The sequence below is a fragment of the Rhodobium orientis genome, assembly GCF_003258835.1.
Lineage (GTDB): Bacteria > Pseudomonadota > Alphaproteobacteria > Rhizobiales > Rhodobiaceae > Rhodobium > Rhodobium orientis.
Genome location: NZ_NPEV01000009.1, coordinates 97890 through 121422 on the forward strand (window position 1 = coordinate 97890; position 23533 = coordinate 121422).

24 protein-coding genes and 1 tRNA gene are annotated in these 23533 nt (G+C 65.9%); 22 read left to right on the forward strand and 3 right to left on the reverse strand.

The genetic code is table 11. The features are described from left to right. The first annotated feature begins 23 nt into the window (after positions 1–23). The 12 genes from mdcA (at position 24) to CH339_RS06540 (ending at position 9321) form a co-directional block, all read left to right on the forward strand. Positions 24–1697, forward strand: a complete 1674-nt coding sequence (gene mdcA / locus CH339_RS06485) for a malonate decarboxylase subunit alpha (RefSeq protein WP_111433518.1) — start codon at positions 24–26, stop codon at positions 1695–1697. A 15-nt stretch (positions 1698–1712) separates the two neighbouring features. Beyond that, positions 1713–2030 carry a malonate decarboxylase acyl carrier protein gene (mdcC, locus tag CH339_RS06490; protein ID WP_111433519.1) on the forward strand — a complete coding sequence of 106 codons (318 nt, stop codon included), beginning with the start codon at positions 1713–1715 and terminating at the stop codon, positions 2028–2030. Between the two features lie 11 nt (positions 2031–2041). Beyond that, positions 2042–2998, forward strand: coding sequence for a biotin-independent malonate decarboxylase subunit beta (locus CH339_RS06495; protein WP_111433520.1), 957 nt, complete (start codon positions 2042–2044; stop codon positions 2996–2998). A 34-nt stretch (positions 2999–3032) separates the two neighbouring features. Then, complete coding sequence (gene mdcE, locus CH339_RS06500; protein WP_111433521.1) at positions 3033–3926, forward strand: biotin-independent malonate decarboxylase subunit gamma; 894 nt, start codon at positions 3033–3035, stop codon at positions 3924–3926. Between the two features lie 43 nt (positions 3927–3969). Continuing rightward, positions 3970–5070 (forward strand): acyl carrier protein, encoded by a 1101-nt coding sequence (locus tag CH339_RS06505; protein ID WP_111433522.1) that lies wholly within the window; start codon positions 3970–3972, stop codon positions 5068–5070. 2 nt (positions 5071–5072) lie between these two features. Beyond that, complete coding sequence (gene mdcG / locus CH339_RS06510; RefSeq protein WP_111433523.1) at positions 5073–5819, forward strand: malonate decarboxylase holo-[acyl-carrier-protein] synthase; 747 nt, start codon at positions 5073–5075, stop codon at positions 5817–5819. Beyond that, positions 5810–6019, forward strand: coding sequence for a biotin/lipoyl-containing protein (locus tag CH339_RS06515; protein ID WP_111433524.1), 210 nt, complete (start codon positions 5810–5812; stop codon positions 6017–6019). The genes mdcG and CH339_RS06515 overlap by 10 nt, the downstream gene beginning before the upstream one ends. Before the next feature lie 66 nt (positions 6020–6085). Continuing rightward, positions 6086–6499: a malonate transporter subunit MadL gene (gene madL, locus CH339_RS06520; RefSeq protein WP_111433525.1), complete on the forward strand. Its 414-nt coding sequence runs from the start codon at positions 6086–6088 to the stop codon at positions 6497–6499. A 1-nt stretch (position 6500) separates the two neighbouring features. After that, the gene (madM, locus tag CH339_RS06525) at positions 6501–7262 is read left to right on the forward strand and encodes a malonate transporter subunit MadM (protein ID WP_111433526.1); all 762 of its coding nucleotides are present in this window, start codon (positions 6501–6503) and stop codon (positions 7260–7262) included. A gap of 102 nt (positions 7263–7364) precedes the next feature. Beyond that, positions 7365–8087 (forward strand): energy-coupling factor ABC transporter ATP-binding protein, encoded by a 723-nt coding sequence (locus CH339_RS06530; RefSeq protein WP_244669186.1) that lies wholly within the window; start codon positions 7365–7367, stop codon positions 8085–8087. Next, positions 8084–8815 carry an energy-coupling factor transporter transmembrane component T family protein gene (locus CH339_RS06535; RefSeq protein WP_111433551.1) on the forward strand — a complete coding sequence of 244 codons (732 nt, stop codon included), beginning with the start codon at positions 8084–8086 and terminating at the stop codon, positions 8813–8815. The genes CH339_RS06530 and CH339_RS06535 overlap by 4 nt, the downstream gene beginning before the upstream one ends. Then, positions 8770–9321: a biotin transporter BioY gene (locus CH339_RS06540; RefSeq protein WP_201241080.1), complete on the forward strand. Its 552-nt coding sequence runs from the start codon at positions 8770–8772 to the stop codon at positions 9319–9321. Before CH339_RS06535 ends, CH339_RS06540 begins: the two co-directional genes overlap by 46 nt. Positions 9322–9354: 33 nt before the next feature. Here the strand turns inward: CH339_RS06540 and CH339_RS06545 are convergent, their stop codons facing one another. Then, positions 9355–9822, reverse strand: a complete 468-nt coding sequence (locus CH339_RS06545) for an Lrp/AsnC family transcriptional regulator (protein ID WP_245408104.1) — start codon at positions 9820–9822, stop codon at positions 9355–9357. Positions 9823–9938: 116 nt separating this feature from the next. Between CH339_RS06545 and CH339_RS06550 the strand changes: the two genes are divergently transcribed. The 6 genes from CH339_RS06550 to CH339_RS06575 all read left to right on the forward strand — a co-directional run bounded on the left by CH339_RS06550 (position 9939) and on the right by CH339_RS06575 (position 17483). Then, on the forward strand, positions 9939–12302 hold the full coding sequence (locus tag CH339_RS06550) for a thiamine pyrophosphate-binding protein (RefSeq protein WP_111433530.1): 2364 nt from the start codon (positions 9939–9941) through the stop codon (positions 12300–12302). 43 nt (positions 12303–12345) lie between these two features. Then, positions 12346–13539: a CaiB/BaiF CoA transferase family protein gene (locus tag CH339_RS06555; RefSeq protein ID WP_111433531.1), complete on the forward strand. Its 1194-nt coding sequence runs from the start codon at positions 12346–12348 to the stop codon at positions 13537–13539. A gap of 95 nt (positions 13540–13634) precedes the next feature. Then, on the forward strand, positions 13635–14930 hold the full coding sequence (locus tag CH339_RS06560) for a TRAP transporter large permease (protein WP_111433532.1): 1296 nt from the start codon (positions 13635–13637) through the stop codon (positions 14928–14930). Between the two features lie 47 nt (positions 14931–14977). Continuing rightward, on the forward strand, positions 14978–16012 hold the full coding sequence (locus tag CH339_RS06565) for a TRAP transporter substrate-binding protein (protein ID WP_111433533.1): 1035 nt from the start codon (positions 14978–14980) through the stop codon (positions 16010–16012). Between the two features lie 16 nt (positions 16013–16028). Next, positions 16029–16541, forward strand: coding sequence for a TRAP transporter small permease (locus tag CH339_RS06570; protein ID WP_245408105.1), 513 nt, complete (start codon positions 16029–16031; stop codon positions 16539–16541). Positions 16542–16565: 24 nt separating this feature from the next. After that, complete coding sequence (locus CH339_RS06575) at positions 16566–17483, forward strand: hydroxymethylglutaryl-CoA lyase (protein WP_244669185.1); 918 nt, start codon at positions 16566–16568, stop codon at positions 17481–17483. Positions 17484–17535: 52 nt separating this feature from the next. Here CH339_RS06575 and CH339_RS06580 read toward each other — a convergent pair. Together CH339_RS06580 and CH339_RS06585 are read right to left on the reverse strand one after the other, a co-directional pair. Further along, positions 17536–17612, reverse strand: a tRNA-Arg gene (locus CH339_RS06580). Between the two features lie 80 nt (positions 17613–17692). Continuing rightward, entirely contained in the window at positions 17693–18313 is a 621-nt protein-coding gene (locus CH339_RS06585; protein WP_111433536.1) for a WHG domain-containing protein, read from the reverse strand. 218 nt (positions 18314–18531) lie between these two features. Between CH339_RS06585 and CH339_RS06590 the strand changes: the two genes are divergently transcribed. From CH339_RS06590 to CH339_RS06605, 4 genes are all read left to right on the forward strand, one after another. After that, a complete protein-coding gene (locus CH339_RS06590) occupies positions 18532–20802 on the forward strand; it encodes a VIT and vWA domain-containing protein (RefSeq protein ID WP_111433552.1) in 2271 nt (756 codons plus the stop codon). After that, positions 20802–21422, forward strand: coding sequence for a rhombosortase (gene rrtA, locus CH339_RS06595; protein ID WP_111433537.1), 621 nt, complete (start codon positions 20802–20804; stop codon positions 21420–21422). The genes CH339_RS06590 and rrtA overlap by 1 nt, the downstream gene beginning before the upstream one ends. A 228-nt stretch (positions 21423–21650) precedes the next feature. Then, entirely contained in the window at positions 21651–23204 is a 1554-nt protein-coding gene (locus tag CH339_RS06600) for an acyl-CoA carboxylase subunit beta (protein WP_111433538.1), read from the forward strand. 18 nt (positions 23205–23222) lie between these two features. Further along, positions 23223–23533: OadG family protein (locus CH339_RS06605; RefSeq protein ID WP_111433539.1), on the forward strand; the 311-nt coding region annotated here is incomplete at its 3' end.

Genomic DNA, 23533 nt, shown 5'->3' on the forward strand with positions numbered 1-23533 from the left:
TCTTTAGGAGGTAAATGGCGCAAATGTCCAACGATGATACCCGGAAAAAACGGAACCAGCGCGCCGCGGATACGGCAGCGCGGCTGGAAGCAGCCGCCCCGCTATTCGGGGCCGGCAAGGAAGTCAGCTCAGACAATACGGTAGCGCTGCTTGAAGCGGTGATCCGCGCAGGCGATATCGTCAATATCGAAGGCAACAACCAGAAGCAGGCGGATTTCCTGGCGGAGAGCCTCAACAAGGTCGACCGCTCGAAGATCCACGACCTGCACATGGTCCAGTCGGCGGTACCGCTGGCGTCCCATCTCGATCTGTTCGAGAACGGCATTGCCAAGAAGCTCGACTTCGCGTTCGGCGGCCCGCAGGCCGGCCGCGTCGCGAAGTTCATCTCCGAGGGCAAGCTGCAGCTCGGCGCGATCCACACCTATCTGGAGCTGTTCGGCCGCTACTTCCTCGACCTGACGCCGCGGGTCTCGCTGATCTGCGCCTTCAAGGCCGACCGCAAGGGCAACCTCTACACCGGCTTCAACACGGAAGACACGCCGACCATCGTCGAGGCGACCAAGTTCCGCCAGGGCATCGTCATTGCCCAGGTCAACGAGATCGTCGACGAGCTGCCGCGGGTCGATATCCCCGGCGACTGGATCGACGCCGTCATCCAGTCTCCCAAGCCGTTCTTCGTCGAACCGCTGTTCACCCGCGACCCGGGCCTGATCACCGACAACCAGATCCTGCTTGCCATGCTGTGCCTGAAGGGCATCTACGCCGAGTACGGCGTGACCAGCATGAACCACGGCATCGGCTTCCTGACCTCGGCGATCGAACTGCTGCTGCCGACCTATGGCGAGGAACTGGGGCTGAAGGGCAAGATCTGCACCCACATGATCCTCAACCCGCATCCGACGATGATCCCGGCGATCGAGACGGACTGGGTCGACACCATCCACTGCTTCGGCGGCGAGCTGGGCATGGAAGACTACGTGGCCTCGCGCCCGGACGTCTTCTTCATCGGCCCGGACGGCACGCTGCGCTCCAACCGCGCCTTTGCCCAGACCGCGGGCCACTACGCCCTCGACATGTTCATCGGCGGTACGCTGCAGATCGATAAATACGGCAACTCGTCGACGGCAACCGCCAGCCGCGTCGCCGGCTTCGGCGGCGCCCCGAACATGGGCTGCGATGCCAAGGGTCGGCGCCACTCCACCGGTGCCTGGCTCCAGTGCGGCCAGGAACTGCCGAGCCTCGACCAGCAGCTCGGCACCATGCCGCGCGGCAAGCGGCTCGTGGTGCAGGGCGTGGAGACCTTCGGCGAGGGCCGCCAGCCGGTGTTCGTCGACAAGCTCGATGCCTGGAAGCTGGCCGAGAACGCCAATCTCGACCTGCCGCCGGTGATGATCTACGGCGACGACCTCACCCACATCGTCACCGAGGAAGGCGTCGCCTACCTCAACCGGTGCCCGGACCTGGACAGCCGCATGGCGGCCATCCGCGCGGTTGCCGGCTACACCGACATCGGCTTGCAGGCCAAGCCGGAAGAAACGAAGCGGCTGCGCGAGGCCAACATCGTCAAGACCCCGGACGACCTCGGCGTCGACCCGTCGCGGGCGACCCGCGCGATGCTCGCCGCCAAGAGCGTGAAGGACCTCGTGACCTGGTCGAACGGTCTCTACAACCCGCCTTCGCGCTTCCGCAACTGGTAATGGAGATCTGAGGTCATGGCACTTCACACTGTTGAATTCGACATCAAGCTCAACACCGGGACCATAACGATCGACGTGCCGACCCATACCGGCGTCGTCGGGTCGAGCGATATGGAAGTGTTGATGGAACCGAAGGACCTGGAAGGCGGCGTCTCGGTACGCATCGTCACCCCGGTCACCGGCTTCGACGATCTGTGGAAGCGGGTTCTGGACAAGTTCGTCAACGAGACGGCCCTTTCCGACACCCGGATCGAGATCAACGACAACAATGCTACGCCGGCCGTCGTGCTTCTGCGCCTGCGTCAGGCCTTTAGCCAGGCAACGACGGACTAAGGAGGTTCATCATGTCCAAATGGAATGATCTGCAGGAGCACAGCTTCCTCGAGTCGAATGCGCGCGATCGCGCCCTCGGCATTGTCGACGACGGCACGTTCACCGAGCTCGCCGGCCCGTTCGACCGCCTGTCGAGCCCGCATCTGGAACTGCTCGGCGACGCCGTCGCCTTCGACGACGGCCTCGTCTCGGGCGTCGGCCGCATCGGCAAGACGCCGGTCTTCGTCGTCTCCCAGGAAGGCCGCTTCATCGGCGGCTCGATCGGCGAGGTCGGCGGTGCCAAGATGGCCAACACCATCAAGCTGGCCATCGACTTCCACGACAAGCTGGTCGCCGACTATCCGGACCTTTCCGAGGAGGAAAAGCCGGTCCTGGTGATCTCGTTCGAGACTGGCGGCGTGCGGCTGCACGAATCCAATGCCGGCCTGCTCGCCCACGCCGAGGTCATGGACCTGTTCCAGAAGGCCCGCGGCAAGGTTCCGGTGATCTCCCTCATCGGCTCCAAGGTCGGCTGCTTCGGCGGCATGGGCTTCGTCGCCGCGGCGACCGACGTCATCATCATGAGCGAGTTCGGACGTCTCGGCCTCACCGGTCCTGAAGTCATCGAGCAGGAGATGGGCAAGGAGGAGTTCGATAGTTCCGACCGCGCCCTCGTCTTCCGCACCACCGGTGGCCGGCACAAATACATCATCGGGGACGCCAACTTCCTGGTCGCCGACACCATCGCGGCGTTCCGCGAGAAGGTCGCCGAACTCGCCCCGCTGCCGGTCGCGGCCTTCGAGGAAATGCGCCGCGTCGGGTCGCCGGAAACCGTTGAACGGCAGGTCCGCGGCGTCGCTCTTGCCGCTGAAATGCATCCGCAGGACGCCCGTGACGTCTGGGCCAAGGCCGGCAACGACGATCCGGCCTCGCTGACCGACATGCCGCTCGCGGCCTTCCTCGGTCAGGTCAAGCGCCTTTCGGTCTGAGGCTCGTTCAACAATTCAATTTCAGGAGACAGTCATGGAAGCGCAAGAAACCATGATGGGCAAGGGCCGGGAGGCGATCGAGATGATCGTCGATCCGGGTTCCTTTGAAGAAAACACGGTCGGTGGCAAGTCCGTCGCCGAAGAGGACTACGGCCCCGGCGCCGCGGTCGGAACGGCCAAGCTCGACGGCAAGGAAGTCACCATCATCGCCAGCGACGGCATGTCGTTCAACGAACGGTTCCCCGTCGTCTACGCCGGCGTCATCGGCATGGAGGAGGGCTACAAGATGGCCCGGTCCGTCTATGCCTCGCTGGAAGCCGACAAGGACAAGCCGCTGGACGAAAAGCGGGCTCTGGTCCTCATCGTCGACACCCCGGGCAACGGCCCCGGCAAGGTCGAGGAAATCTTCGGCATGAACAAGTCGACGGGCGCCTACCAGCTCGCCCTTGCCGAAGCCCGGCTCGCCGGCCATCCGATCGTCGCCATGGTGATCGGCCGGGCCGTTTCCGGTGCCTTCCTCTGCCACGGCCTGCAGGCTGACAACATCCTGTCGCTCGATGCCAATTTCGGCACCATCATCCACGTGATGCCGCTGACCTCGGTCTCGCGCATCATCCGCAAGGACCTGGAAGTCCTGGAAGAGCTGTCCAAGGACAACCCGGTCTTCGCGTCCGGCCCGCGCTTCTTCCACACCCTCGGCGGCGTCGAGACGCTGGTCGAGACGGTGGAGGGCATGCGCCCGGCCATCATCGAGCACATCGCGTCCATCCGCAAAGCCAAGGCGGAAGGCAAGCAGGACACGCTCGGCCCCTGGGGCCGCGGTGCCCTCGGCGCCGAACGCGGCGGCCGCGCGCTCCGGCCGAAGGTCATGGACGTGATGAACAAGGAGTTCGAGGCGGTCGCCGACCAGTACGCCCCCGCCCGCTGACCCCGGCGCTGCCCGAACCAGGAAAGCCGAAGGGAGAGTTGAAATGTCAGATGCATTGAAAGCGCTCGAAGACGCACAGGATCTTTTCACCGGCATGCCGACGCTTGCCGAAATGCCGAGGCGTTCCCTTGGCGACAAGGGCATTGCCGGCCCGACGGCCGCGCATGTCATCGAAGAGATCCATACGCCCTTCAACCTTGCCTATCTGACCTTCACCACTGGCTCTTCGGCTTTCCAGAACATTGTCGGCGTCACCCATGCGGAACTGCCCGGGCGCACCGACGTCACCCGCGCTGTCTTCGAACGGCTCGGCTGCGAGGGGGGGACGCGGATGCTCGTCACCTATCCTCCCCTCGTCAATGTTTTCTCCGCCCCGGCGCTGACCGCCGCGGAGGTGGAATGGACCTTCCTGGAGCGCTCCAGCCGCGACGCTCTGATCATCGCCGCGTGCAACCGCAACCCGGACATCATCCTCGGCGAATCCTCGTTCCTGCGGGCCAGCCTGGAGCAGGCCGTGTCGCTGGGGCTGAAGGAAGAGATGCCGCGCTACTGCGTGCTTCTGGTCGCCGGCACGCCGCTCGACCAGGAGCTGCTGACCATCGCCGAGACCTTCGGCTACAAGGTGCACGACCTTTACGGCTGCCAGGAATTCGGCTGGCTGACGCTCGATGGCGTGCCGCTGCGCGACGACATCGCGCTGGTGCCCTCGCCGCGCGGCGAGCCCTACCGGGAGCTGGTCGTCGGCGGATTGCCGATGGGCGACAGCTTCGTCATCTCGCCGTCCGGCCACGTCTGCAACCGCGACGGCCAGATCATCACCTATCGCCGCGAGCGGACCCATCCGGAATACGAGGTCATCGTCACGGCAACGCCGATGAGCGTTGGCGAGACCGTCGACAAGGCCTCGCGCACGATCCTGCGCACCAAGAGCCGCGTGGTGAAGGTCTCGCCGCGGCTTGAGACCAGCGCGAAAGCGACGCGCCTGGAACTGGTGCCGGGGATCGTCGATCCGGACGCGGAGGTCGTTGCGCCCATCGTCATCGAAGGACCGAAACTGACGCGGCTTTTCGACGTCATGGTGCAGGCGCAGATCGACGTGCAGCGCTCGGCCAAGACCGACCCGACCTGGATCAAGAGGCGATAGAGATGCTGAACCGTCGCCACGTTCTGGCCTATCCGACCGCGCAAGCCCGCAAGGAGCTCGTCCCGGCGGTCGTCGCCGGCCTGCCGGAGCCGATGCGCGGCCCCGCGATCGCGCACCGGGTCAGGCAGGCGTTCCTGGCCGACGGCATCCCCGGCATCGTCTGCCGGCCGACGCAGGCCTGCCCGGACAATGGCGGCCAGATCGGCTTCTCCTTCCCGTTCCGCATCGGCGAGGAGCGCGTGCGTTCGGCCGTGCCGGTGCGGGCCGACCAGATCGAACATTACGTCACGCCCTACGAGGTCATGGACCGCGCCGGCGCCAGCCCCCGCGTCGTCCATCCGGTGCTCATCGAGCTGCGCAAGGTGGCCGCGGCCGCCGGCGTCAGGCTCGGCCTGATCGGCTCGGCCGCCATGCAGGTCGTCACCGGGCTCGACTACCTCCGGCCGGACTCCGACCTCGACGTCCTGGTCGAGGCCGGCGGGCCACAGCAGCTTCAGCGGTTCTGGCAGGAGGCGTGCGCCCTCAGCACCCGGACCGGCACGGCCATCGATGCCGAAATCGACATGCAAGGGCGCTGCGGCGTCAAGCTTTCCGAGTATATGTCGGATGCAGAGCTTCTCCTGGCGAAGACTATTTCAGGAGTTGAACTTATTGGCCGTAATCAATTTTCCGATGAGACCTTTTCAAAAGTGTCTTTAACCGAAACAGCATCCAGCTTAGCAACAAAAGGAGTCACTCAATGGATGTGAAAGTCAAAATGCCATCGGTCGTTGTTTCCATCGAAGTCGAGGAAGGCGCGACCGTGACGAAGGGCCAGAACCTGGCCGTCGTCGAGGCGATGAAGATGAAGAACAACACGCCGGCTCCGGTTGACGGAACCGTCAAGTCGATCGCCGCCAAACCCGGCGACCGCCTGAAACCCGGCGGCGTGATCCTGACCATCGAATAGAGGTCAAAAAGGGGAGGAGCGGACTTCTCCGGCTCCTCCACTCTTCCCAAGGAAGGAGGAAGTGAAATGGTGATCTATGGTGTAGCCCTCATGGGCGGTTGCATGATTGTGGGCACTTTCCTGGGCTACTTGCTCGGCAACCTTGTCGGTATCAACGCCAATGTCGGCGGCGTCGGTATCGCGATGGTGCTGCTCGTCATCGTCTCCCGGAAACTGATGGACAAGGACCAGCTCTCCAAGCTGGCCCAGGACGGCATCCTGTTCTGGAGCGCGATGTACATTCCGATCGTCGTGGCCATGGCGGCCCGGCAGAACGTCGTGGCGGCCGTCAACGCCGGTGCGCTGGCGTTCATCGCAGGTCTCGGCGCTGTTTTCGCGGGCTTCCTGCTCATCCGCCCGATCACGGCGCTGAGCCCGAAGTCAACTCTCGACGAAGACGACAACGCCGCCGAGGCCAAAGCGCCCAAGGGAGCGAAGTAAGATGTTGGACATCCTCTCTACCGCACTGACCAAATATCCGCTGATCACGGCCTTCGTCGTCGTCGGCATCATCATGTGGGCGTCCTACAAGGTCGCCAGGCTGACCAACAACCGCATCCACGGTTCGGCGATTGCCATCGTCTGCGGTCTCGTGCTGGCCTATATCGGCGGCACGGTTACCGGCGAGAAGCACGGCATCTCCGACGTTCCGCTGTTCGCGGGCATCGGCCTGATGGGCGGCAGCATGCTGCGTGACTTCGCCATCGTCAGCACGGCGTTCGGCGTGAAGATGGAAGAACTGAAGAAAGCGGGTCTTCCGGGTGCCCTGGCTCTGGTCATCTCGATGGTGCTTTCGACCATCATCGGTGCGCTGACCGCGTATGCCTTCGGCTATACGAGCCCGGTCGACATGGCCACCATCGGCGGTGGCGCGGCCACCTTCATCGTCGGCCCGGTCACCGGCACGGCGCTCGGCGCTTCCTCGGAAGTGATCGCGCTCTCCGTCGCCGCCGGCGTCGTGAAGTCGATCTCGGTCATGATCCTGACCCCGTTCCTGGCCAAGACGGCCGGTCTCGACAACCCGGCAGCGGCCGCGGTCTATGGCGGGCTCATGGGTACCACGAGTGGTACCGCAGCCGGATTGGCGGCAACCGATCCGAGGCTCGTGCCTTATGGTGCCATGACCGCGACCTTCTACACCGGCTTTGGTTGCCTTGTAGTGCCTTCACTCGGCTACATGGTGATCTCTGCCCTGTTTGGTTAAACTCCTGCAACGAGCACAAACCGGACATCAGAACTAATGCAACCGTGCGTAAAGTGGACCAGCAAAATGGCTTTTTCAAGTGTTGGCACCGGTAACGTACGGTTGCATAATTCCGAGGAACAAGGCCCTGAAACGGCGTTCGAGGCGACCCGGATCGAGATCCAATCGGTCCGTCACGCTTACGGCGACGCGGAGGTTCTCAGCGGTATCGATCTCGTTCTCACCGAGCGACGGATCGGCATCGTCGGGGCCAACGGATCCGGCAAGAGCACCTTTGCGCGATTGCTTAACGGACTGCTCTTGCCGACCTCCGGCAAGGTCGTCATCGACGGCCTCGACACGAAAAAGGCCGGCAAGGCGGTGCGCCGCAAGGTCGGCTTCGTGTTTCAGAATCCCGACAACCAGATCGTTTTTCCGACAGTCGAAGAAGACGTCGCCTTCGGCCTCAAGGGCCTGAAGCTGCCGCGTGACGTCCGTGCTTCGCTGGTCGAGACCGTGCTTGAGCGCTACGGGCTTTCCCATGTGCGCCAGCAGTCGGCCCATTCCCTTTCCGGCGGCCAGAAACAACTTCTGGCGCTTGCCGGCGTTCTCATCCTGCAGCCCGACTGCGTCGTCTTCGACGAGCCGACGACGCTGCTCGACCTGCGCAATGCGCGCATGGTCTCCGGCGTCATCGACGGGCTTCAGCAGACCGCGGTCGTCGTCACCCACGACCTTGCGCTGCTAGACAATTTCGAGCGCGTGCTGGTGTTCGACCAGGGGCGCGTCGTCGCCGACGACGAACCCTGCCGCGCGCTCTCCGACTATGTGAGGCGGATGCAATGATCGCCGCCCCCGGTCACGGCCGTGACTCCGGCCGCCCCCGGTCCCCGCTTCATCGCCTGGCGCCCGGCGTCAAGCTGCTGGCGCTGGCGGTGAGCGGGACCGGGCTGGTTCTCATCGGCGACTGGCGGGTGATGGCCGCCGCTCTCGTGCCCGTGCTGCTGCTCTATCTTGCGGCGGGATACGGGCCGCGGGAGATGCTGCGCCAGCTCCGGCCGCTGATGTGGCTGCTCGTCATCCTCCTCGTCGCGCAGGGACTGATGGAGTCCTGGGCGCTCGGCGTGCTCATCGTCCTCAGGATCGCGATCCTGGTGCTGATGGCCGCGCTGATCACCCTGACGACGCCGACCGAGGTGCTGATCGAGACCATCGAGCGGCTGCTCACCCCGTTTCGGCGATTCGGCGTCAACCCGGCCAAGGTCGGGCTCGCCTTCTCGCTGGCGCTGCGCTTCATCCCGGTGATTTCCGACCAGGCCCGGCAGATCCGCGAGGCCCAGGCGGCGCGCGGGCTGGGGCGCAATCCGATTGCCCTTGCCCTGCCGCTCATCATCCGTACCCTTAAGATGGCGGCCGACGTCGCCGATGCCATCGAAGCCCGCTCCCTTTATGACGGCGACGAGCCCCCGGACGATCGGGTCCGGGCGCGTGTCGTATCCACGGAGACCAGAACATCATGCCTGAACGCATCAGCACCCGAGACATCGTCTATATCGCCCTCTTCGCGGCGCTGACCGCAGCCCTGGCGCTGTTTCCGCCGATCGCGGTGCCGATCCTCGGCGGCGTACCGATCTCGGCCCAGTCGATGGGCCCGATGCTGGCCGGCGCCATCCTCGGCGGCAAGCGCGGCGCGTTGTCCATGCTGCTGGTGGTCGGGCTGGTCGCGGTCGGCCTGCCGATCCTTTCCGGCGGGCGCGGCGGCCTCGGCGTCTTTGCGGGGCCGACGGCCGGCTTCCTGGTCGGCTGGATCGGCGCCGCCTTCGTCACCGGCATGCTGCACGAATTCGGCTGGCGCAAGCTCAATTTCCTGTCGTCCTTCACCTATGCCGTCATCGGCGGCATCGGCGTCGTCTACGCGCTCGGCATTCCCTGGGTCGCCTTCTGGGCGGAGATCTCGCTGACCAAAGCGGCGATCGGCTCGGCGGCCTTCATCCCCGGCGACCTCCTCAAGGCGGCCCTGGTCGGCATCGTCGCCGTCACCGTCAAGCGCTCCTATCCGCTGATCCAGAAGACTGCTTAAGGGGCCACTCGTCTGCCGTCGGTGCCGGGCCGCTCACGGCGTCCGGGCACCGGCGGATTTGACGCGGCGGAGCGGGATCGACGATTCGATCGAGGCAACGCCCTGCACCCGCGTCAGTCGGCCGACGAGGAATTTTTCAAAGTCGGTCATGTTGCGCACCACCACGCGCAAGAGGTAGTCGCGGTTTCCCGTCATCAGCCAGCAGTCGACGACCTCCGGAAAGGCCGCGACCGCGCCCTCGAAGGTGGACAGCGCGTCGTCGATCTGCTTGTCGAGCTTGACGGAGACGAAGACCGAGGTCTCGAAGCCGAGCGCCGCTTCGTCGATCAACGCCGCATAGCCGGTGATGATGCCGGCTTCCTCCAGCCGCTTCAGGCGCCGCGCCACCGGCGTCGGGCTCAAGCCCACCGCATCGCCGAGGGCCTGGACGGAGATGCGCCCGTCGCCAGCGATGCGGCGCAGGATGCGGATGTCGCTGTCGTCCAGCTTGACGGATTCCACTACAAAACCCCTCATTTGATTACAGAAGCCGGCTGAATTTGCCGATTTGTAGCCTAAGATAGCCAGATTTCCCTTCAATGGCGACGGTATCGTTTCTGCCAATCTAGGGAGGCGGCATGGCAGTCGCGCACTTAAAAACGATCGAGCAGCGGCTGTTGTGGCTGTCGCACTGGATGATCCACCACGCCAACCACATCCGTCCCAAGGAGGACGCGATCAAGGTCGGCGGGCACCAGGCGTCGTCGGCCTCGATGGTCTCGATCATGACGGCGCTCTATTTCTCCGCGCTGCGACCTGAGGACCGGGTGGCCGTCAAGCCGCACGCCTCGCCGCTCTTCCATGCCATGCAGTATCTGATGGGCAACCTGCCCCGCGAAAAGATGGAGGCGTTCCGCGGCTTCGGCGGAGCGCAGTCCTATCCGTCGCGGACCAAGGACGTCGACGATGTGGATTTTTCCACCGGCTCGGTCGGCCTCGGTGTCGCGATCACCTCCTTTGCCGCGCTGATCCAGGACTACATCGCCGCCAAGCCCTGGGGCGGCGAGCGACCCATGGGGCGGATGGTGGCGCTGGTCGGCGACGCCGAGCTCGACGAGGGCAACGTCTACGAATGCCTGCAGGAAGGCTGGAAGAACGACCTGCGCAACACCTGGTGGATCATCGACTACAATCGCCAGTCCCTCGACGGCATCGTCCATGAGGGCCTGTTCCAGCGCATCGAAAAGACCTTCGACGCCTTCGGCTGGGATCTCGTCAAGGTCAAATACGGGGCCCTGCAGCGCGCGGCCTTCGAGGAGCCCGGCGGCGACCGGCTGCGCGAGTGGATCGACCGCTGCCCGAACACCGAATATTCGGCGCTCACCTTCATGGGCGGCGCGGTGTGGCGCCAGCGGCTGATGGAGGACCTTGGCGACCAGGGCGACGTCTCGGCGCTGATCGACCGGCGCTCCGACGCGGAGCTTGCCGACCTGATGGAGAATCTCGGCGGCAACTGCGTTCAGACCATGGCCGACACCTTCGCCGCCATCGACCACGACCGTCCGGTTTGTTTCCTCGCCTATACAGTTAAGGGTTGGGGCACGCCCATTGCCGGCCACAAGGACAATCACGGCGGTCTGATGACGCCGAAGCAGATGGCCGAGTGGCAGGCCCATATGGGCGTGCCGGAGGGCAAGGAGTGGGACCCCTTCGCCACGGTGAAGAATCCCTCAAGCCTTCGCGCCTTCCTGAAGAAGGTGCCGTTCTTTGCGGGCGGTCCCCGGCGACTGCAGGACGCCGTGCTGCCGGTGCCGGCGATCGCGGTGCCCGGCGAGCGGGAAATCGCCACCCAGATGGCGTTCGGCAAGATCCTCGACGAGCTTGCCAAGGGCGACAGCGATCTTGCCGAGCGGATCGTGACGACCTCCCCGGACGTCACTGGCACGACGAGCCTCGGGCCCTGGGTCAACCGGCGCCGGCTCTTTGCCCGCGGCGCCCGGCCCGACGTCTTCAAGGCGCACAATATCCCCTCGACGGCGAAGTGGGAATTCTCGCCCGCCGGCCAGCATATCGAGCTCGGCATCGCGGAGATGAATCTCTGCCTGCTGCTTGCCGCCGCCGGCCTCTCCCATTCCCTGTTTGGCCGGCGGCTGATCCCTGTCGGCACGGTCTACGATCCGTTCGTCGCCCGCGCCCTCGATGCCCTCAACTACGCCTGCTACCAGGGCGCCCGGTTCCTGCTGGTCGGCACGCCGTCGGGCATGACGTTGGCGCCGGAGGGCGGGGCGCACCAGTCGATCGGCCAGCCGCTGATCGGCATGAGCCAGGCGGGGCTGACTGCGTTCGAGCCGGCCTTTGCCGATGAACTGGCGATCATCATGGAGTGGGCGTTCGAGCACATCCAGCGCAGCGGATTGCCCGAGCCGGACCCGCGCACCTGGCTTGCCGACGCCGCCGGCGGCGCCGTCTATCTGCGGCTGACGACCAATCCGCTGGAACAGCCGATGGCGCGGACCGACGCGGCCTTCCGGCAGGGCGTCATCGACGGTGGCTACTGGCTGCGCAGGCCCGGACCGAACTGCGAGGCGGTGATCGCCTATCAGGGTGCCATTGCCGGCGAAGCGATCCGCGCCGCGGGGATGATCGGCAACGACCGCCGCGACATCGGCGTCCTCGCCGTCACCTCGGCCGACCGGCTGCATGCCGGCTGGACCGCCGCCCAGCGCGCGCGCACCAATGGCAAGGCCGAGGCGCGCTCCCGCGTCGAGGCGCTGCTCGCCGACCTGCCGCCCCATGCGGCGATCGCCACCGTCATCGACGGCCATCCGGCAACGCTCTCCTGGCTCGGCTCCGTCATAGGGCACCGCACGCTGCCGCTCGGTGTCGAGGCCTTTGGCCAGACCGGCACCATCGGTGACCTCTACCGGCATTTCGGCATCGATGCGGCGTCGATCGCCGGCCGCGTCGGCGCAATGACGCCGGGCAGGCGCCTTGCCACTTGAACCAGCACAAGAAACGAACCGACAAGAAGGAAACGCCAGCATCATGGGGCCGCTAGACTCCCTCCGGGTCATCGAACTGGGACAGCTTATCGCCGGGCCGTTCTGCGGGCAGTTGCTCGCCGATTTCGGCGCCGACGTCATCAAGGTCGAACCGCCGAAGACCGGCGACGTCATGCGCCAATGGGGCCGGCCGGGCCGCAACGGCGATCCGGTCTGGTGGTCCGTCATCGCCCGCGGCAAGCGCTCCGTCACGCTCGACCTGAGGACGCCGGAAGGCCAGGACGTGCTGCGCGACCTCGTCGCTGAGGCCGACGTGCTGATCGAGAATTTCCGTCCCGGCACCATGGAGCGCTGGGGGCTCGGCTTCGAGGCGCTGTCCGACATCAATCCGCGGCTGATCATGGCCCGCGTCTCCGGCTTCGGCCAGGACGGGCCCTATGCGGCGCGCGCCGGCTTTGCCTCCGTCTGCGAGGCGATGGGCGGCATGCGCCACATCAGCGGCTACCCGGATCGCCCGCCGGTGCGCATCGGCCTGTCGCTGGGCGATTCGCTCGCCGGCATGAACGCGGCCATGGGCATCCTCCTGGCGCTTGAGCGGCGCCACGTCACGGGCCGCGGCCAGGTGGTCGACAGCTCGATCTTTGAAAGCGTGCTTGGCCTGACGGAATCCATCGTCGCCGAATACGACGCCGGCGGCCACATCCGCGAGCGGCACGGCTCGTCGCTGCCGGGCATCGCGCCTTCCAACGCCTATCCCACCAGGGACGGCAAGGAGATGATCATCGGCGCCAACCAGGACGCCGTCTTCGGCCGGCTGTGCCAGGTGATGGGGGTGCCGGAGCTGGCCGACGATCCACGCTATGCGACCCACCGCGCCCGCGGCGAGAACGCCGAAGAGCTCGATGCCCGGATCGCGGAGTGGACCCGCAAGCATGCGGCAGACAGAATGATCGAGGATCTCGCCGCGGCGGGCGTTCCGGTCGGCCTTGCCTATACGGCGCGAGACATGATGGCCGATCCCCATTTCGCCGCGCGCCGGAGCATCCTAGAGGTCGACGATCCGCGGCACGGCGGCACGCTCGCCATGCAGAACGTCTTTCCGCGGCTTTCCGAAAGCCCGGGCACGATCCGGGGATTGGGGCCTGAGCTCGGCGCCGACACCGGGGAGGTACTCCAGGGCCTCCTCGGATATTCAGCGGAAAAGATCGCGGAACTGGAACAATCGGGCATAATCTGACAAAAGTCGGGTCGGCAAACCGCCGGTACCGAATGCCGGAACAAGAAACGGGAGGAGTGCAGCATGCATAACAACAACCAAGGGTCCGGGCGCGCATGATCGAACCTATCCTGGTCGGGGTCGTCCTTATCGGCCTGATCGGCATGGGTGCACCGATCTTTCTCGCGCTGGGCGCCGGCGGCCTTTTCGGCCTCTGGATGGCGCGGGGACCGCTCGCCTTCTTTTTTGCCCCGACCTCGTTCTTCGGACAGCTCAACTCGTTCGAGCTGATCGCGCTGCCCCTGTTCATCCTGATGGGCAACCTGCTTGGCGCAACGCCCGTCGGGCAGAACCTCTTCCGCGCCGCCTCGCTATGGCTGCAATGGCTGCGCGGAGGCCTCGCGATCGCGACCGTCGGCGCCTCTGCGATCTTCGGCGCGGTCTCCGGCGTCTCCGTTGCGGGCGTTGCGGCCGTTGGCGGCATCGCCGTGCCGGAGATGCTGAAGCGCGGCTACGGGCGCAAGCTGGCGGCCGGCTCCGTCGCCTCCTCCGGCGCGCTCGCCATGCTGATCCCGCCCTCCGTGCCGTTCATCATCTATGGCGCGGTCTCGGGCGTTTCCGTCGGCGATCTCTTCATCGGCGGCATCGTGCCGGGCATCGCGCTCGCCCTGGCCCTGTCGGCCTACATCTATGTCCGCGTCCTGATGAAGCCGAGCGAGGCGCCGCGCGAGACCGGGCCGATCCCCCCGCTCGGCGAACGGGTGCGCGCGCTCGGCGGCATCTGGCACGCGCTGCTGCTCGTCTTCATCGTGCTGGGCGCGATCTATTCCGGCGTTGCGACCCCGTCGGAAGCCGCCGCCTTCGGCGCCGCCGGCGCCTTCTTCATCGCCGGCGCGATCTTCCGGGTGCTGACGCTGAAGAAGCTGATGAAGATCCTGGCGGCGTCGGTGAAGGTCTCCGGCGCGATCCTCCTCATCATCGGCTGCGCCAAGATATTCGGCGACTACCTCAACCTCGTCAGGGTGCCGGAGACCGTCAGCGCGGCGCTGGTCGCCACCAACCTGCCCGACTGGGCGATCCTGGTGGTGCTGATGCTGGCGCTCGTCGCCCTCGGCATGCTGGTCGACGCCGTCTCGCTGATCGTCGTCACCACGCCGATCCTTCTGCCGCTGATCACCACCATGGGCTACGACCCGTTGTGGTTCGGCATCGTGCTGGTCATGAACCTCGAAATCGCGGTGGTGACGCCGCCGGTGGGGCTCAACCTTTACGCGCTACGCGCCGTCTGCCCGATGCTGAGTGTCGAGGAAATCATCCGCTCGGTCGTTCCGTTCGTCTTCGTCCAGTTCGCCATGCTGATGGTCTTCGTCCTGTTCCCGGAGCTGAGTCTCTGGCTGCCACGCCTGATGTGACCCGGCTCCCAATCACAACACTTGTCATTCAAGGAGAGGAAAACAGAATGACCCAGACACGCAGAACCTTTTTGAAGACCAGCGCCGCCGTCGTCGGCGGCACCGCGATGTTCGGCCTCACTGCCGGGCGCGCCGCCGCCGAGACGACCATGACCGGCGTCAGCTACCTGCCGCCGAGCTACAAGGCGCTCGCCTATGGCTCGGCCGGCTTCGTGGAGCGGCTCGATGCCAGCGACGCCGTCAAGGTCGACTACTACGACAGCGGCAAGCTCCTGAAGGCCGACGAGCAGCTTCCGGCGCTGCGCTCCGGCACGATCGACTTCATGTTCCACACCTCCAGCTACATCACCCGCTCGATCCCGATCCTCGGCATCACCGGGCTTCCGGGCGTCGTGGAGGAACTCTACGAGAATCCGGACCGGCTGAAGAAGGGCAGCCCGCTCTTCAACCTCATCAACGAGGAACTGGCCAAGGAAGACCTCTACATGGTCTCCATGATGGGCAACATCCTGCAGCCGGAATACATCTGGTCGACGAAGGCCGCGCCGGTGCGCTCGATCGCCGACCTCAGCGGCAAGAAGGTCCGCGTCGTCAGCTTCGAGGCGACCAAGGTGATCGAGGGCTTCGGCGGCGCCGCGGTGCGCATCCCGTCCTCCGAACTCTACCTCGCCCTGCAGCGCAACACGGTCGATGCGGCCGTTGCCAACATCTCCACCATCATCGGCCGGTCGCTGCAGGAGCAGATCGACTTCGTCTACAAGCTGCCGATGACCGCCTACGGCATCGGCCTCTACACCACCACCCGCGGCTGGGAGACCATGGGCGAGGCCGAAAAGGCCGCCTTCACCGAGGCGGCGGACTGGTTCGACGAGAACGGCGCGGCCTATTCCAACAACACCATCTATCCCGATGAGTACTGGCCGATGGTCGAGGCGGAGAACGTCGAGATCATCGAGCCGTCCAAAGAGGACCTGCAGACCCTGACGGACGCTGCCGCTGACGTCCGCGCCAAGTGGGTCTCCGAGGTCGGCGAGGATGTCGGCGCGCGGGCCATCGCGCTCGCGCTCGGCAAGGCCGAATAAAAACCGGGAGGGCGCCGTGAGACGGTTCTTTGCAACGCTGACCAAGACCCTGCAGATCGCCGGCCAGATCGTGCTGGCGTTCATGGTCGTGACCATCTGCTACGATGCGTTCATGCGCTATGTCTTCACGGCGCCCACCTCCTGGTCGCTGGAAATCAACACGTTCCTCATCGTCTTCGTCGCGGCGATGACCGCGGCGGACGTGCAGCGCACCGATGCGCATATCCGCATCACCTTCTTTTCCGACATGGCCGGTCCCCTGGGGCGGAGGGTCCTTGACGTCGTCATCGGGCTGGTCGGCGTCGGCTTCTGCTCGATCATGGCCTGGCGCGGCTTCCTGCTCGCCTACCAGGCCTTCGACTATGGCGAGCGCGTCTCGTCGAGCTTCGGCACGCCGATGGTCTTTCCCTATGCCCTGTTGCCGCTCGGCTTCGGCATGCTGGCGATCCAGTTTCTTCTCAATGCCATAGATGCCGTCTTCTGGCCGGACCGGCGGCGCGACGGCGAGGAAAAGCTGCAGGAAGTCTGATTTTTGACCGCCGGGGGACGTGACATGCCTGATGCCAACCCGCGAATGCGGCCCGTGATCTGCGAAGTGGCGCCGCGCGACGGCTTCCAGTCGATTGCCGATCCGCTCCCGACCGCGGAGAAGATCGCGATCATCCGCGCGCTCGCCGATGCCGGTTGCCCGCGCATCGAGTTCGGCAGCTTCGTCAGTCCGAAAGCGATCCCGCAGATGGCCGACATCGCCGAGATCGCCGCCGCCGTGAAGGACGTTCCTGCCCGGCTCTCGGCCCTGGTGCCGAATGTGCGCGGCGCGGAAAACGCGCTCGCCGCCGGCGTCGAGGAAGTCGTCTACGTCTTTTCCGTCTCCGAGACCCACAACCGCAACAACGTTCGCCAGAGCGTGGCTCAGTCGCTGGAGGGGCTGGAGAAGGTCAAGGCCGCGCTGCCGGCATCGGTCCTGCTTCGGGTCGATCTCGGCACGTCCTTCGATTGCCCGTTCGACGGGACTGTCCCGCGTACGGCGGTCCTCGACGCGGTCGCCAGCGTTGCCGCAATCGCGCCGGAGGCGGAAATCGGGCTCTGCGATACCACCGGCCGGGCCAATCCGTTCGAGGTCGCAGCGCGGTTTTCCGCGGCGATGGCCATCGGCGCGGCGTCCGGCAATGGCTGGGCCTTCCACGGCCACGACACCTACGGGCAGGGCGTTGCCAATGCGCTCGCCGCCTGGAGCGTCGGCGTGCGGGTTTTCGATACGGCAGCGGCCGGGCTCGGCGGCTGCCCCTTCGCGCCCGGCGCGACCGGTAACACGGCGACGGAGGATCTGGTGTTCGCCTTCAACGAGGGCGGTCTCGACACGGGCATCGACCTTGCCGCGCTGCTCGCCGTCGCCGACCGCATCGCCGCCCTTCCCGGCGGCGTCACCGGCAGCCATCTGAGGATCGTTCCGCGCGACAGGGTGGCCTGAGCCGGCGCGGACTGTAGCGCGTGCGGACGGTATCGGGCGGGGGACAAAAAAATGGTGACCCCGACAGGATTCGAACCTGTGACCTACGGATTAGGAATCCGGCGCTCTATCCTGCTGAGCTACGGGGCCGCCTGGATTCCAGATACAATAGGCGGGCGGAGAAATCCATTTCGAATGTGGGAAAACGGGGCGGCGGCCGTGCTGGCGGCCTAACTCTTGCGGTCCGCTCGCAGGCCGGCGACGTGGCAGCAGACGAGGGTCTCAACGAGGTCTTCGGCCGTTGCGACGCCCAGCGGCGCCAGGCGCTGGCCGAGCGCCAGCATCGAAATGCCGTGCAGCCCGGCCCAGAGCACCCGGGCGGAGCGGGCGCGGGCGGCCTCCTCGCCGGGGAGGAAGAGGGGGGTGAGCACGCCCTCGACGACGGCAAAGAGCGCCTCGAAGCGGGGCTGGTTGGGGAATGCCTCATTGCCCTCGCCGGGCGGGGCCATCTCGAAGAGCGCCTGCCAGAGATTGCGGTTCTTTCTGACGAATCCGAGATAGCGGTCTGACAGCGCGATCAGCGCCGCCTCGACGCTCTCGGCCGGTAACGGCTTTGCGGCGATGGCCGCGGCCAGACCGTCGAGGGTCGTGCCGTTCACCGCGACGACGATCTCGTCGAGATTGGCGAAGAGATTGTAGGTGGTGCCGACGGCGACGGCGAGATTGCCGGCGAGACGGCGCGCGGTGAGGGCCGACAGGCCCTCCGTGGCGATGATCTTGCCGGCCTCTTCCACATAGCGCTTCTTCAGCGCTTCGCGGTCGTCGATGCGGGTGCGGGTGGCTTTCGGCATTCTTTCCTGTCTTTCCGACCGCCGGCGGCGATGGCGAAGGGCGGCGCAGTGCCGGGTTCCACCGGAGCGCCGGCCGTCCAAGGGCCGGGGATTAACCACGGCCGATTTCCTCTTCCTCGCATACTTGAACGGTGTTCACAAGGCTGCTATGTGTATGAACAACGTTCACAAGAACGTTCTCTGCCAAAGTTATGAACATCGTTCACGAGGAGATGACGATGCCAAGCCTGAAACGAAAGCCCAACGACGACCCGAATTGCCCGGTCACGGTCTGCGAGGAAACGCCGGCCCGAACCGTCGATTTCGGACCGGTCGTCCGGCCCCTGCCGCCGACGCGGCGGCGGGCACCCCGCGCTCTCGCCCTGTCCGCGCTCGTCCTGGCGGCCCTCGCCACGCCCCTTGCCGGCACGGGCGCCGAGGCGGCGGGCCTGCTGACGCCCGCCGACGGGATCGGCACGCCGCTTACCATCGTCGACCACGACGTCGACGTGGTCGTGGACGACGGCTACGCCATCACCACGGTGGAGCAGACCTTCGCTAATCCCGGCGCCATGGACGACGAGGCGCTCTATTCCTTTCCGGTGCCGAAGAAGGCGGCCGTTGCCGAATTCACCTATTGGATCGACGGGGCGCCGGTCTCCGGCGAGGTGGTGGAGAAACAGCGCGCCCGCGAGATCTACCGTGAGGAAAAAGCGGCCGGCCGCGAGGTCGCCTATACCGAGCAGGACGACTACAAGACCTTCGACATGAAGGTCTGGCCGGTCCGAGCGGGTCAGGACGTGCGCGTGCGGCTGTCCTACATCCAGCCCGTCAATCTCGACACCGGCATCGGCCGCTTCCTCTATCCGCTGGAGGAGGGCGGGGTCGATGAAGAAAAGCTTTCCTTCTGGACCGCCAACGAGACGGTCACCGGCAGCTTCACCTTCGATCTTGAGCTGAAGGCCGACTATCCGGTCGAGGCCGTGCGCCTGCCGGCCCATCCGAACGCCGTTATCACCCGCTCCGGCAGCGACGGCTGGCATGTCCATCTCGACAACACGGCGCCGGCGGCGCCTGTCGCCGGCAACACTGCTGCGAACGCGACGGAGGAGGAAACGGCTCCCGCCGCGCCGACCGTCCAGCCGGTGCGGCTCGACACCGACGTGATCGTCTACTGGCGGGAAAAGGCCGGGCTTCCCGGCAGCCTCGACATGACGGCCTACAAGGCGGCGCCGGACGTACGCGGCACCTATATGCTGACGCTGACGCCGGGTGTCGACTACCAGCCGATCACCGGCGGGCGCGACTGGGTCTTCGTGCTCGACAAGTCCGGCTCCATGTCGGGCAAGATCGCGACCCTTGCGGAGGGCGTCGCCAAGGCCGTCGGCACGCTGGGGCCGGAGGACCGGTTTCGGCTGGTCGCCTTCGACAAGGCGGCCTATCCGCTGACCTCCGGCTTCCTGCCGGCAACGCCCGAGGAGGTCAATCGCGCCGTCGACATCGTCCGCAACATGCAGCCCGGCGGCAGCACCAACCTCTTTGCCGGGCTCGACATGGGGCTTTCCGGCCTCGATTCCGATCGTCCGGCCGGCGTCATCCTCGTCACGGACGGTGTGGCCAATGAGGGCGTCACGGAGCGCAAGCGGTTCGTGGAGCGCATCAAGACAGCCGACATCCGCCTTTTCACCGTGGTCATGGGCAACAGCGCCAACGAGCCGCTGCTCGACGCCATGACGCGCGCGTCAGGCGGCACCTCGCTCAACGTCTCCAACAGCGACGACATCGTCGGCGCGCTGATGACGGCGACGTCGAAACTGACCCATACGGCTCTTCATGACGTAAAGGTCAAGCTCGATGCGGCCGGCGGCGATCTTCGCCTCGCCGATATGACCGGCAATGACGTGCGCTCGCTCTATCGCGGCGAGCAGCTCATCCTGTTCGGCCATTACTGGGGCAAGGGCCCGGCCGACATCACGCTGTCGGCCAAGCTCTCCGGCAAGCCGATCAGCTACAGCACGACGTTCGACTTTCCGGAAACCGCCGTGCGCAATCCGGAAATCGAGCGGCTGTGGGCGTTTTCCGCCATCGAGCGGGAGATGTGGACGATGGAAATGCTCGCCGAGGGGGCGGACGCCAAGCAGGCGGTGATCGACCTGTCCAGGGAATACGGCATCGTCACGCCGTTCACCTCAATGATCGTGGTGCGCGACGAGGTGTTCCAGAAGCTCGCCATCGACCGCACCAACGACGCCCGGCTGAAGCGCGAGGCAAAGGCGCAGGCACAGCGCCGGCAGCCGGTCGCAACGCCGAAAGCGGCGGAGGGCCAGCCGACTCCGAGCAAGACCGCGTCGCGCCGCGTCGACCACAGCAAGCCGATGTTCAGCCGGCCGCGCTCCGGCCATGGCGGCGGTGGCGGCTCCGGCGACGTCGGCCTCGTCGGTCTCGGCCTGATGGGAACGGCCGCCGCCGGTGCCTATCTCGCCCGCCGGCGCAAGGCACGGGGCGCGTAATGACCGCGCTCGCTGACCGCCAGGCAACCATCGGCCGCGGCATCCGTCGGATGCCGTGGCTGACCGTCACCGGCACGGCCTTGCTCGTTGCCCTCTTTGCGTTTTTCGGGGGCGCGCCGGAGGCGCTGGTCTACGACCGTGTGCTGGTCTTCGACGGCGCGCTCTACCGGCTCCTCACCGGCCATCTCGTCCATCTCGATGGCCGGCATCTTTTCTTCAATGCCGGTGCCTTTCTGATGCTCGGTGCGGTCTACGAGACGTCGGAGGCCTCGCGGGGCCGCTATGCCGCGCTGATGGCGGGGGCGGTCGCCGCCGTCTCGGCGTTCCTTGTGGTCCTTGCCCCTGAAACCACCGCCTATTGCGGTCTGTCGGCCGCGCTCAACGCGCTCTTTGCGGCAACGGTGCTGTCGTTCTGGCGCGACACGCGGCACTGGTTCTGGCCGCTCGTGCTCCTCGGCGATCTCCTGAAGATCGGCTTTGAATGGCAGTTCGGCTCGATCTTCAATGCCGGCCTTTTGTGGGCCCCGCTCTATGGTGCCCATCTTTCCGGGCTCGTCTTCGGCCTTGCCTTCGAATGGCGCCGGCCGCCGCCGCCCGACCCTGTAGCCGAACGTATGTAAGTATTCCTGCGCCGTCGAAATTTCGGCCGCGACCCTTTATCTCGCCGCCAGAACATCGCATTAATTTCCTTATCTGAATGGGGCAATATCACGCGGCCGCGTATGGCGCCCGTCCGGCGCCGTCGCGGTCCTCTGCGAAAGATGCCCTTCGCGAGGAAACGGCCCCGTCCTCCACCGGGGCGCCTGCCGCATCCGTTCCGGACGCGGCCCCAAGAAAACGGATTGGACATGGCGATTTCCAAGGCTCTCGCGGACGAGTTGGAAAAGCGGCGCACAGCGGCGCTGGAAGGCGGCGGCAAGGAAAAGGCGGATGGCCGCCACGCCAAGGGGCGGATGACCGCGCGCGAGCGGCTCGAAGCGCTTTATTCGGAAGGCACCTTCCAGGAGTTCGGCCTCCACGCCCAGCACAACACGCGCCATTTCGGCATGGAGAAGAAGTCGATCCCGACCGATGCGGTGATCACCGGCACCGGCTTCGTCGACGGCCGGCCGGTCGCGGCCTTCTCCCAGGATTTCGGCGTTGCCGGCGGCTCGCTCGGCGATATCCACTCCAAGAAGATCTGCCACACCCTCGACCATGCGGCGAAAGCCGGCGTTCCCGTCGTCGGCTTCAACGATTCCGGCGGCGCGCGCATCCAGGAGGGCGTCGGGGCGCTTGCCGCCTATGGCCAGGTGTTCTATCGCAACGTCCAGCTCTCCGGCGTCGTGCCGCAGATCTCCGTCATTGCCGGCCCGTGCGCCGGCGGCGCGGCCTACAGCCCGGCGCTCACCGACTTCCTGATCATGACCCGCGAGCACGCGCAGATGTTCATCTGCGGGCCGGAGGTGATCCGCGCCGTCACCGGCCAGGTCACGACCATGGAGGAGATCGGCTCGGCCGAGGCCCATGCCTCGGTCTCCGGCAACATCCATTTCATCGCCGAGGACGACGCCGATGCGGTGCGCATCGTCCACCGGCTGCTCTCCTTCCTGCCGTCCAACAACATGATGGACCCGCCGCACCATATCGACCCGAACCTGTCGATTGCCGACGATCCCGCACTCGACGACCTGATCCCGGAGAACCCGAAGACCCCGTTTGACTGCCGCGAGGTGATTGCGCGGCTCGCCGATGACGGCGACTTCATGGAAGTGATGGCCCGCTTTGCCGCGAACATCGTCGTCGGCTTCGGGCGCATCGGCGGTGTCGTCGTCGGCTTCGTCTCCAACCAGCCGACGGTGAAGGCCGGCACGCTCGATATCGACGCCAGCGACAAGGCGGCGCGGTTCGTGCGCTTCTGCAACGTCTTCAACATCCCGCTCATCAACCTCGTCGACGTGCCCGGCTTCCTGCCGGGCATCACGGAGGAGCGGCGGGGCATCATCCGCCACGGCGCCAAGATGCTGTTTGCCTATGCCTCGGCGACGGTGCCGAAGATCACCGTCATCATGCGCAAGGCCTATGGCGGGGCCTATCTCGCCATGTGCAGCCAGGATATGGGCGCCGATCGGGTGCTTGCCTGGCCGAGCGCGGAAATCGCCGTGATGGGCGCGGAAGGGGCCGTCAACATCCTCTACCGCAAGGACCTTGCGGCTGCGGAGGATCGTCACGCGCGGGCAACGGAGCTGGCGGACGAATACCGCGCCCAGTTCGCCTCGCCCTATCTTTCGGCCGGCATGCTGTTCGTCTCCGACATCATCCAGCCGCGCCAGACGCGCTCTTCCATCGCGCTGACGCTCAGGGGGCTGTTGTCGAAGCGCGAGACGCGGCCGCCGAAGAAGCACGGCAACATTCCGCTTTAGGCGAACGGGGCAGGCTCCATGCTGGAAAATCTGGAAATGATCGGCACGGGGTTCAGCGTCGTCATGCTGGTGCTGGCGCTGATCTGGGCCGCCTGTGCGCTCATCGGCCTGTTCTTTACCCGGGGCGCAAAGGCCGAAGCCGCAAAGCCGGCACAGCCGGCCGTTGCGGCGGCAACGCCGGGCGTGCCGCCGCATCACCTGGCGGCGATCTCCGCGGCCGTCGCGACGACGTTCGGCGGCGGCTACCGGATCACCCGGATCACCGCGCCGGCCCACAAGGTCGGCGACTGGCCCCTTGAGGGCCGGATCCAGACGTTCAACGGCCACCG

Bases quoted from the DNA above. Each gene is read 5' to 3' on its own strand.
- mdcA (WP_111433518.1), top strand. From the start codon at position 24: ATGTCCAACGATGATACCCGGAAAAAACGGAACCAGCGCGCCGCGGAT.
- mdcC (WP_111433519.1), top strand. From the start codon at position 1,713: ATGGCACTTCACACTGTTGAATTCGACATCAAGCTCAACACCGGGACC.
- CH339_RS06495 (WP_111433520.1), top strand. From the start codon at position 2,042: ATGTCCAAATGGAATGATCTGCAGGAGCACAGCTTCCTCGAGTCGAAT.
- mdcE (WP_111433521.1), top strand. From the start codon at position 3,033: ATGGAAGCGCAAGAAACCATGATGGGCAAGGGCCGGGAGGCGATCGAG.
- CH339_RS06505 (WP_111433522.1), top strand. From the start codon at position 3,970: ATGTCAGATGCATTGAAAGCGCTCGAAGACGCACAGGATCTTTTCACC.
- mdcG (WP_111433523.1), top strand. From the start codon at position 5,073: ATGCTGAACCGTCGCCACGTTCTGGCCTATCCGACCGCGCAAGCCCGC.
- CH339_RS06515 (WP_111433524.1), top strand. From the start codon at position 5,810: ATGGATGTGAAAGTCAAAATGCCATCGGTCGTTGTTTCCATCGAAGTC.
- madL (WP_111433525.1), top strand. From the start codon at position 6,086: ATGGTGATCTATGGTGTAGCCCTCATGGGCGGTTGCATGATTGTGGGC.
- madM (WP_111433526.1), top strand. From the start codon at position 6,501: ATGTTGGACATCCTCTCTACCGCACTGACCAAATATCCGCTGATCACG.
- CH339_RS06535 (WP_111433551.1), top strand. From the start codon at position 8,084: ATGATCGCCGCCCCCGGTCACGGCCGTGACTCCGGCCGCCCCCGGTCC.
- CH339_RS06550 (WP_111433530.1), top strand. From the start codon at position 9,939: ATGGCAGTCGCGCACTTAAAAACGATCGAGCAGCGGCTGTTGTGGCTG.
- CH339_RS06555 (WP_111433531.1), top strand. From the start codon at position 12,346: ATGGGGCCGCTAGACTCCCTCCGGGTCATCGAACTGGGACAGCTTATC.
- CH339_RS06560 (WP_111433532.1), top strand. From the start codon at position 13,635: ATGATCGAACCTATCCTGGTCGGGGTCGTCCTTATCGGCCTGATCGGC.
- CH339_RS06565 (WP_111433533.1), top strand. From the start codon at position 14,978: ATGACCCAGACACGCAGAACCTTTTTGAAGACCAGCGCCGCCGTCGTC.
- CH339_RS06575 (WP_244669185.1), top strand. From the start codon at position 16,566: ATGCCTGATGCCAACCCGCGAATGCGGCCCGTGATCTGCGAAGTGGCG.
- CH339_RS06585 (WP_111433536.1), bottom strand. From the start codon at position 18,313: ATGCCGAAAGCCACCCGCACCCGCATCGACGACCGCGAAGCGCTGAAG.
- CH339_RS06590 (WP_111433552.1), top strand. From the start codon at position 18,532: ATGCCAAGCCTGAAACGAAAGCCCAACGACGACCCGAATTGCCCGGTC.
- rrtA (WP_111433537.1), top strand. From the start codon at position 20,802: ATGACCGCGCTCGCTGACCGCCAGGCAACCATCGGCCGCGGCATCCGT.
- CH339_RS06600 (WP_111433538.1), top strand. From the start codon at position 21,651: ATGGCGATTTCCAAGGCTCTCGCGGACGAGTTGGAAAAGCGGCGCACA.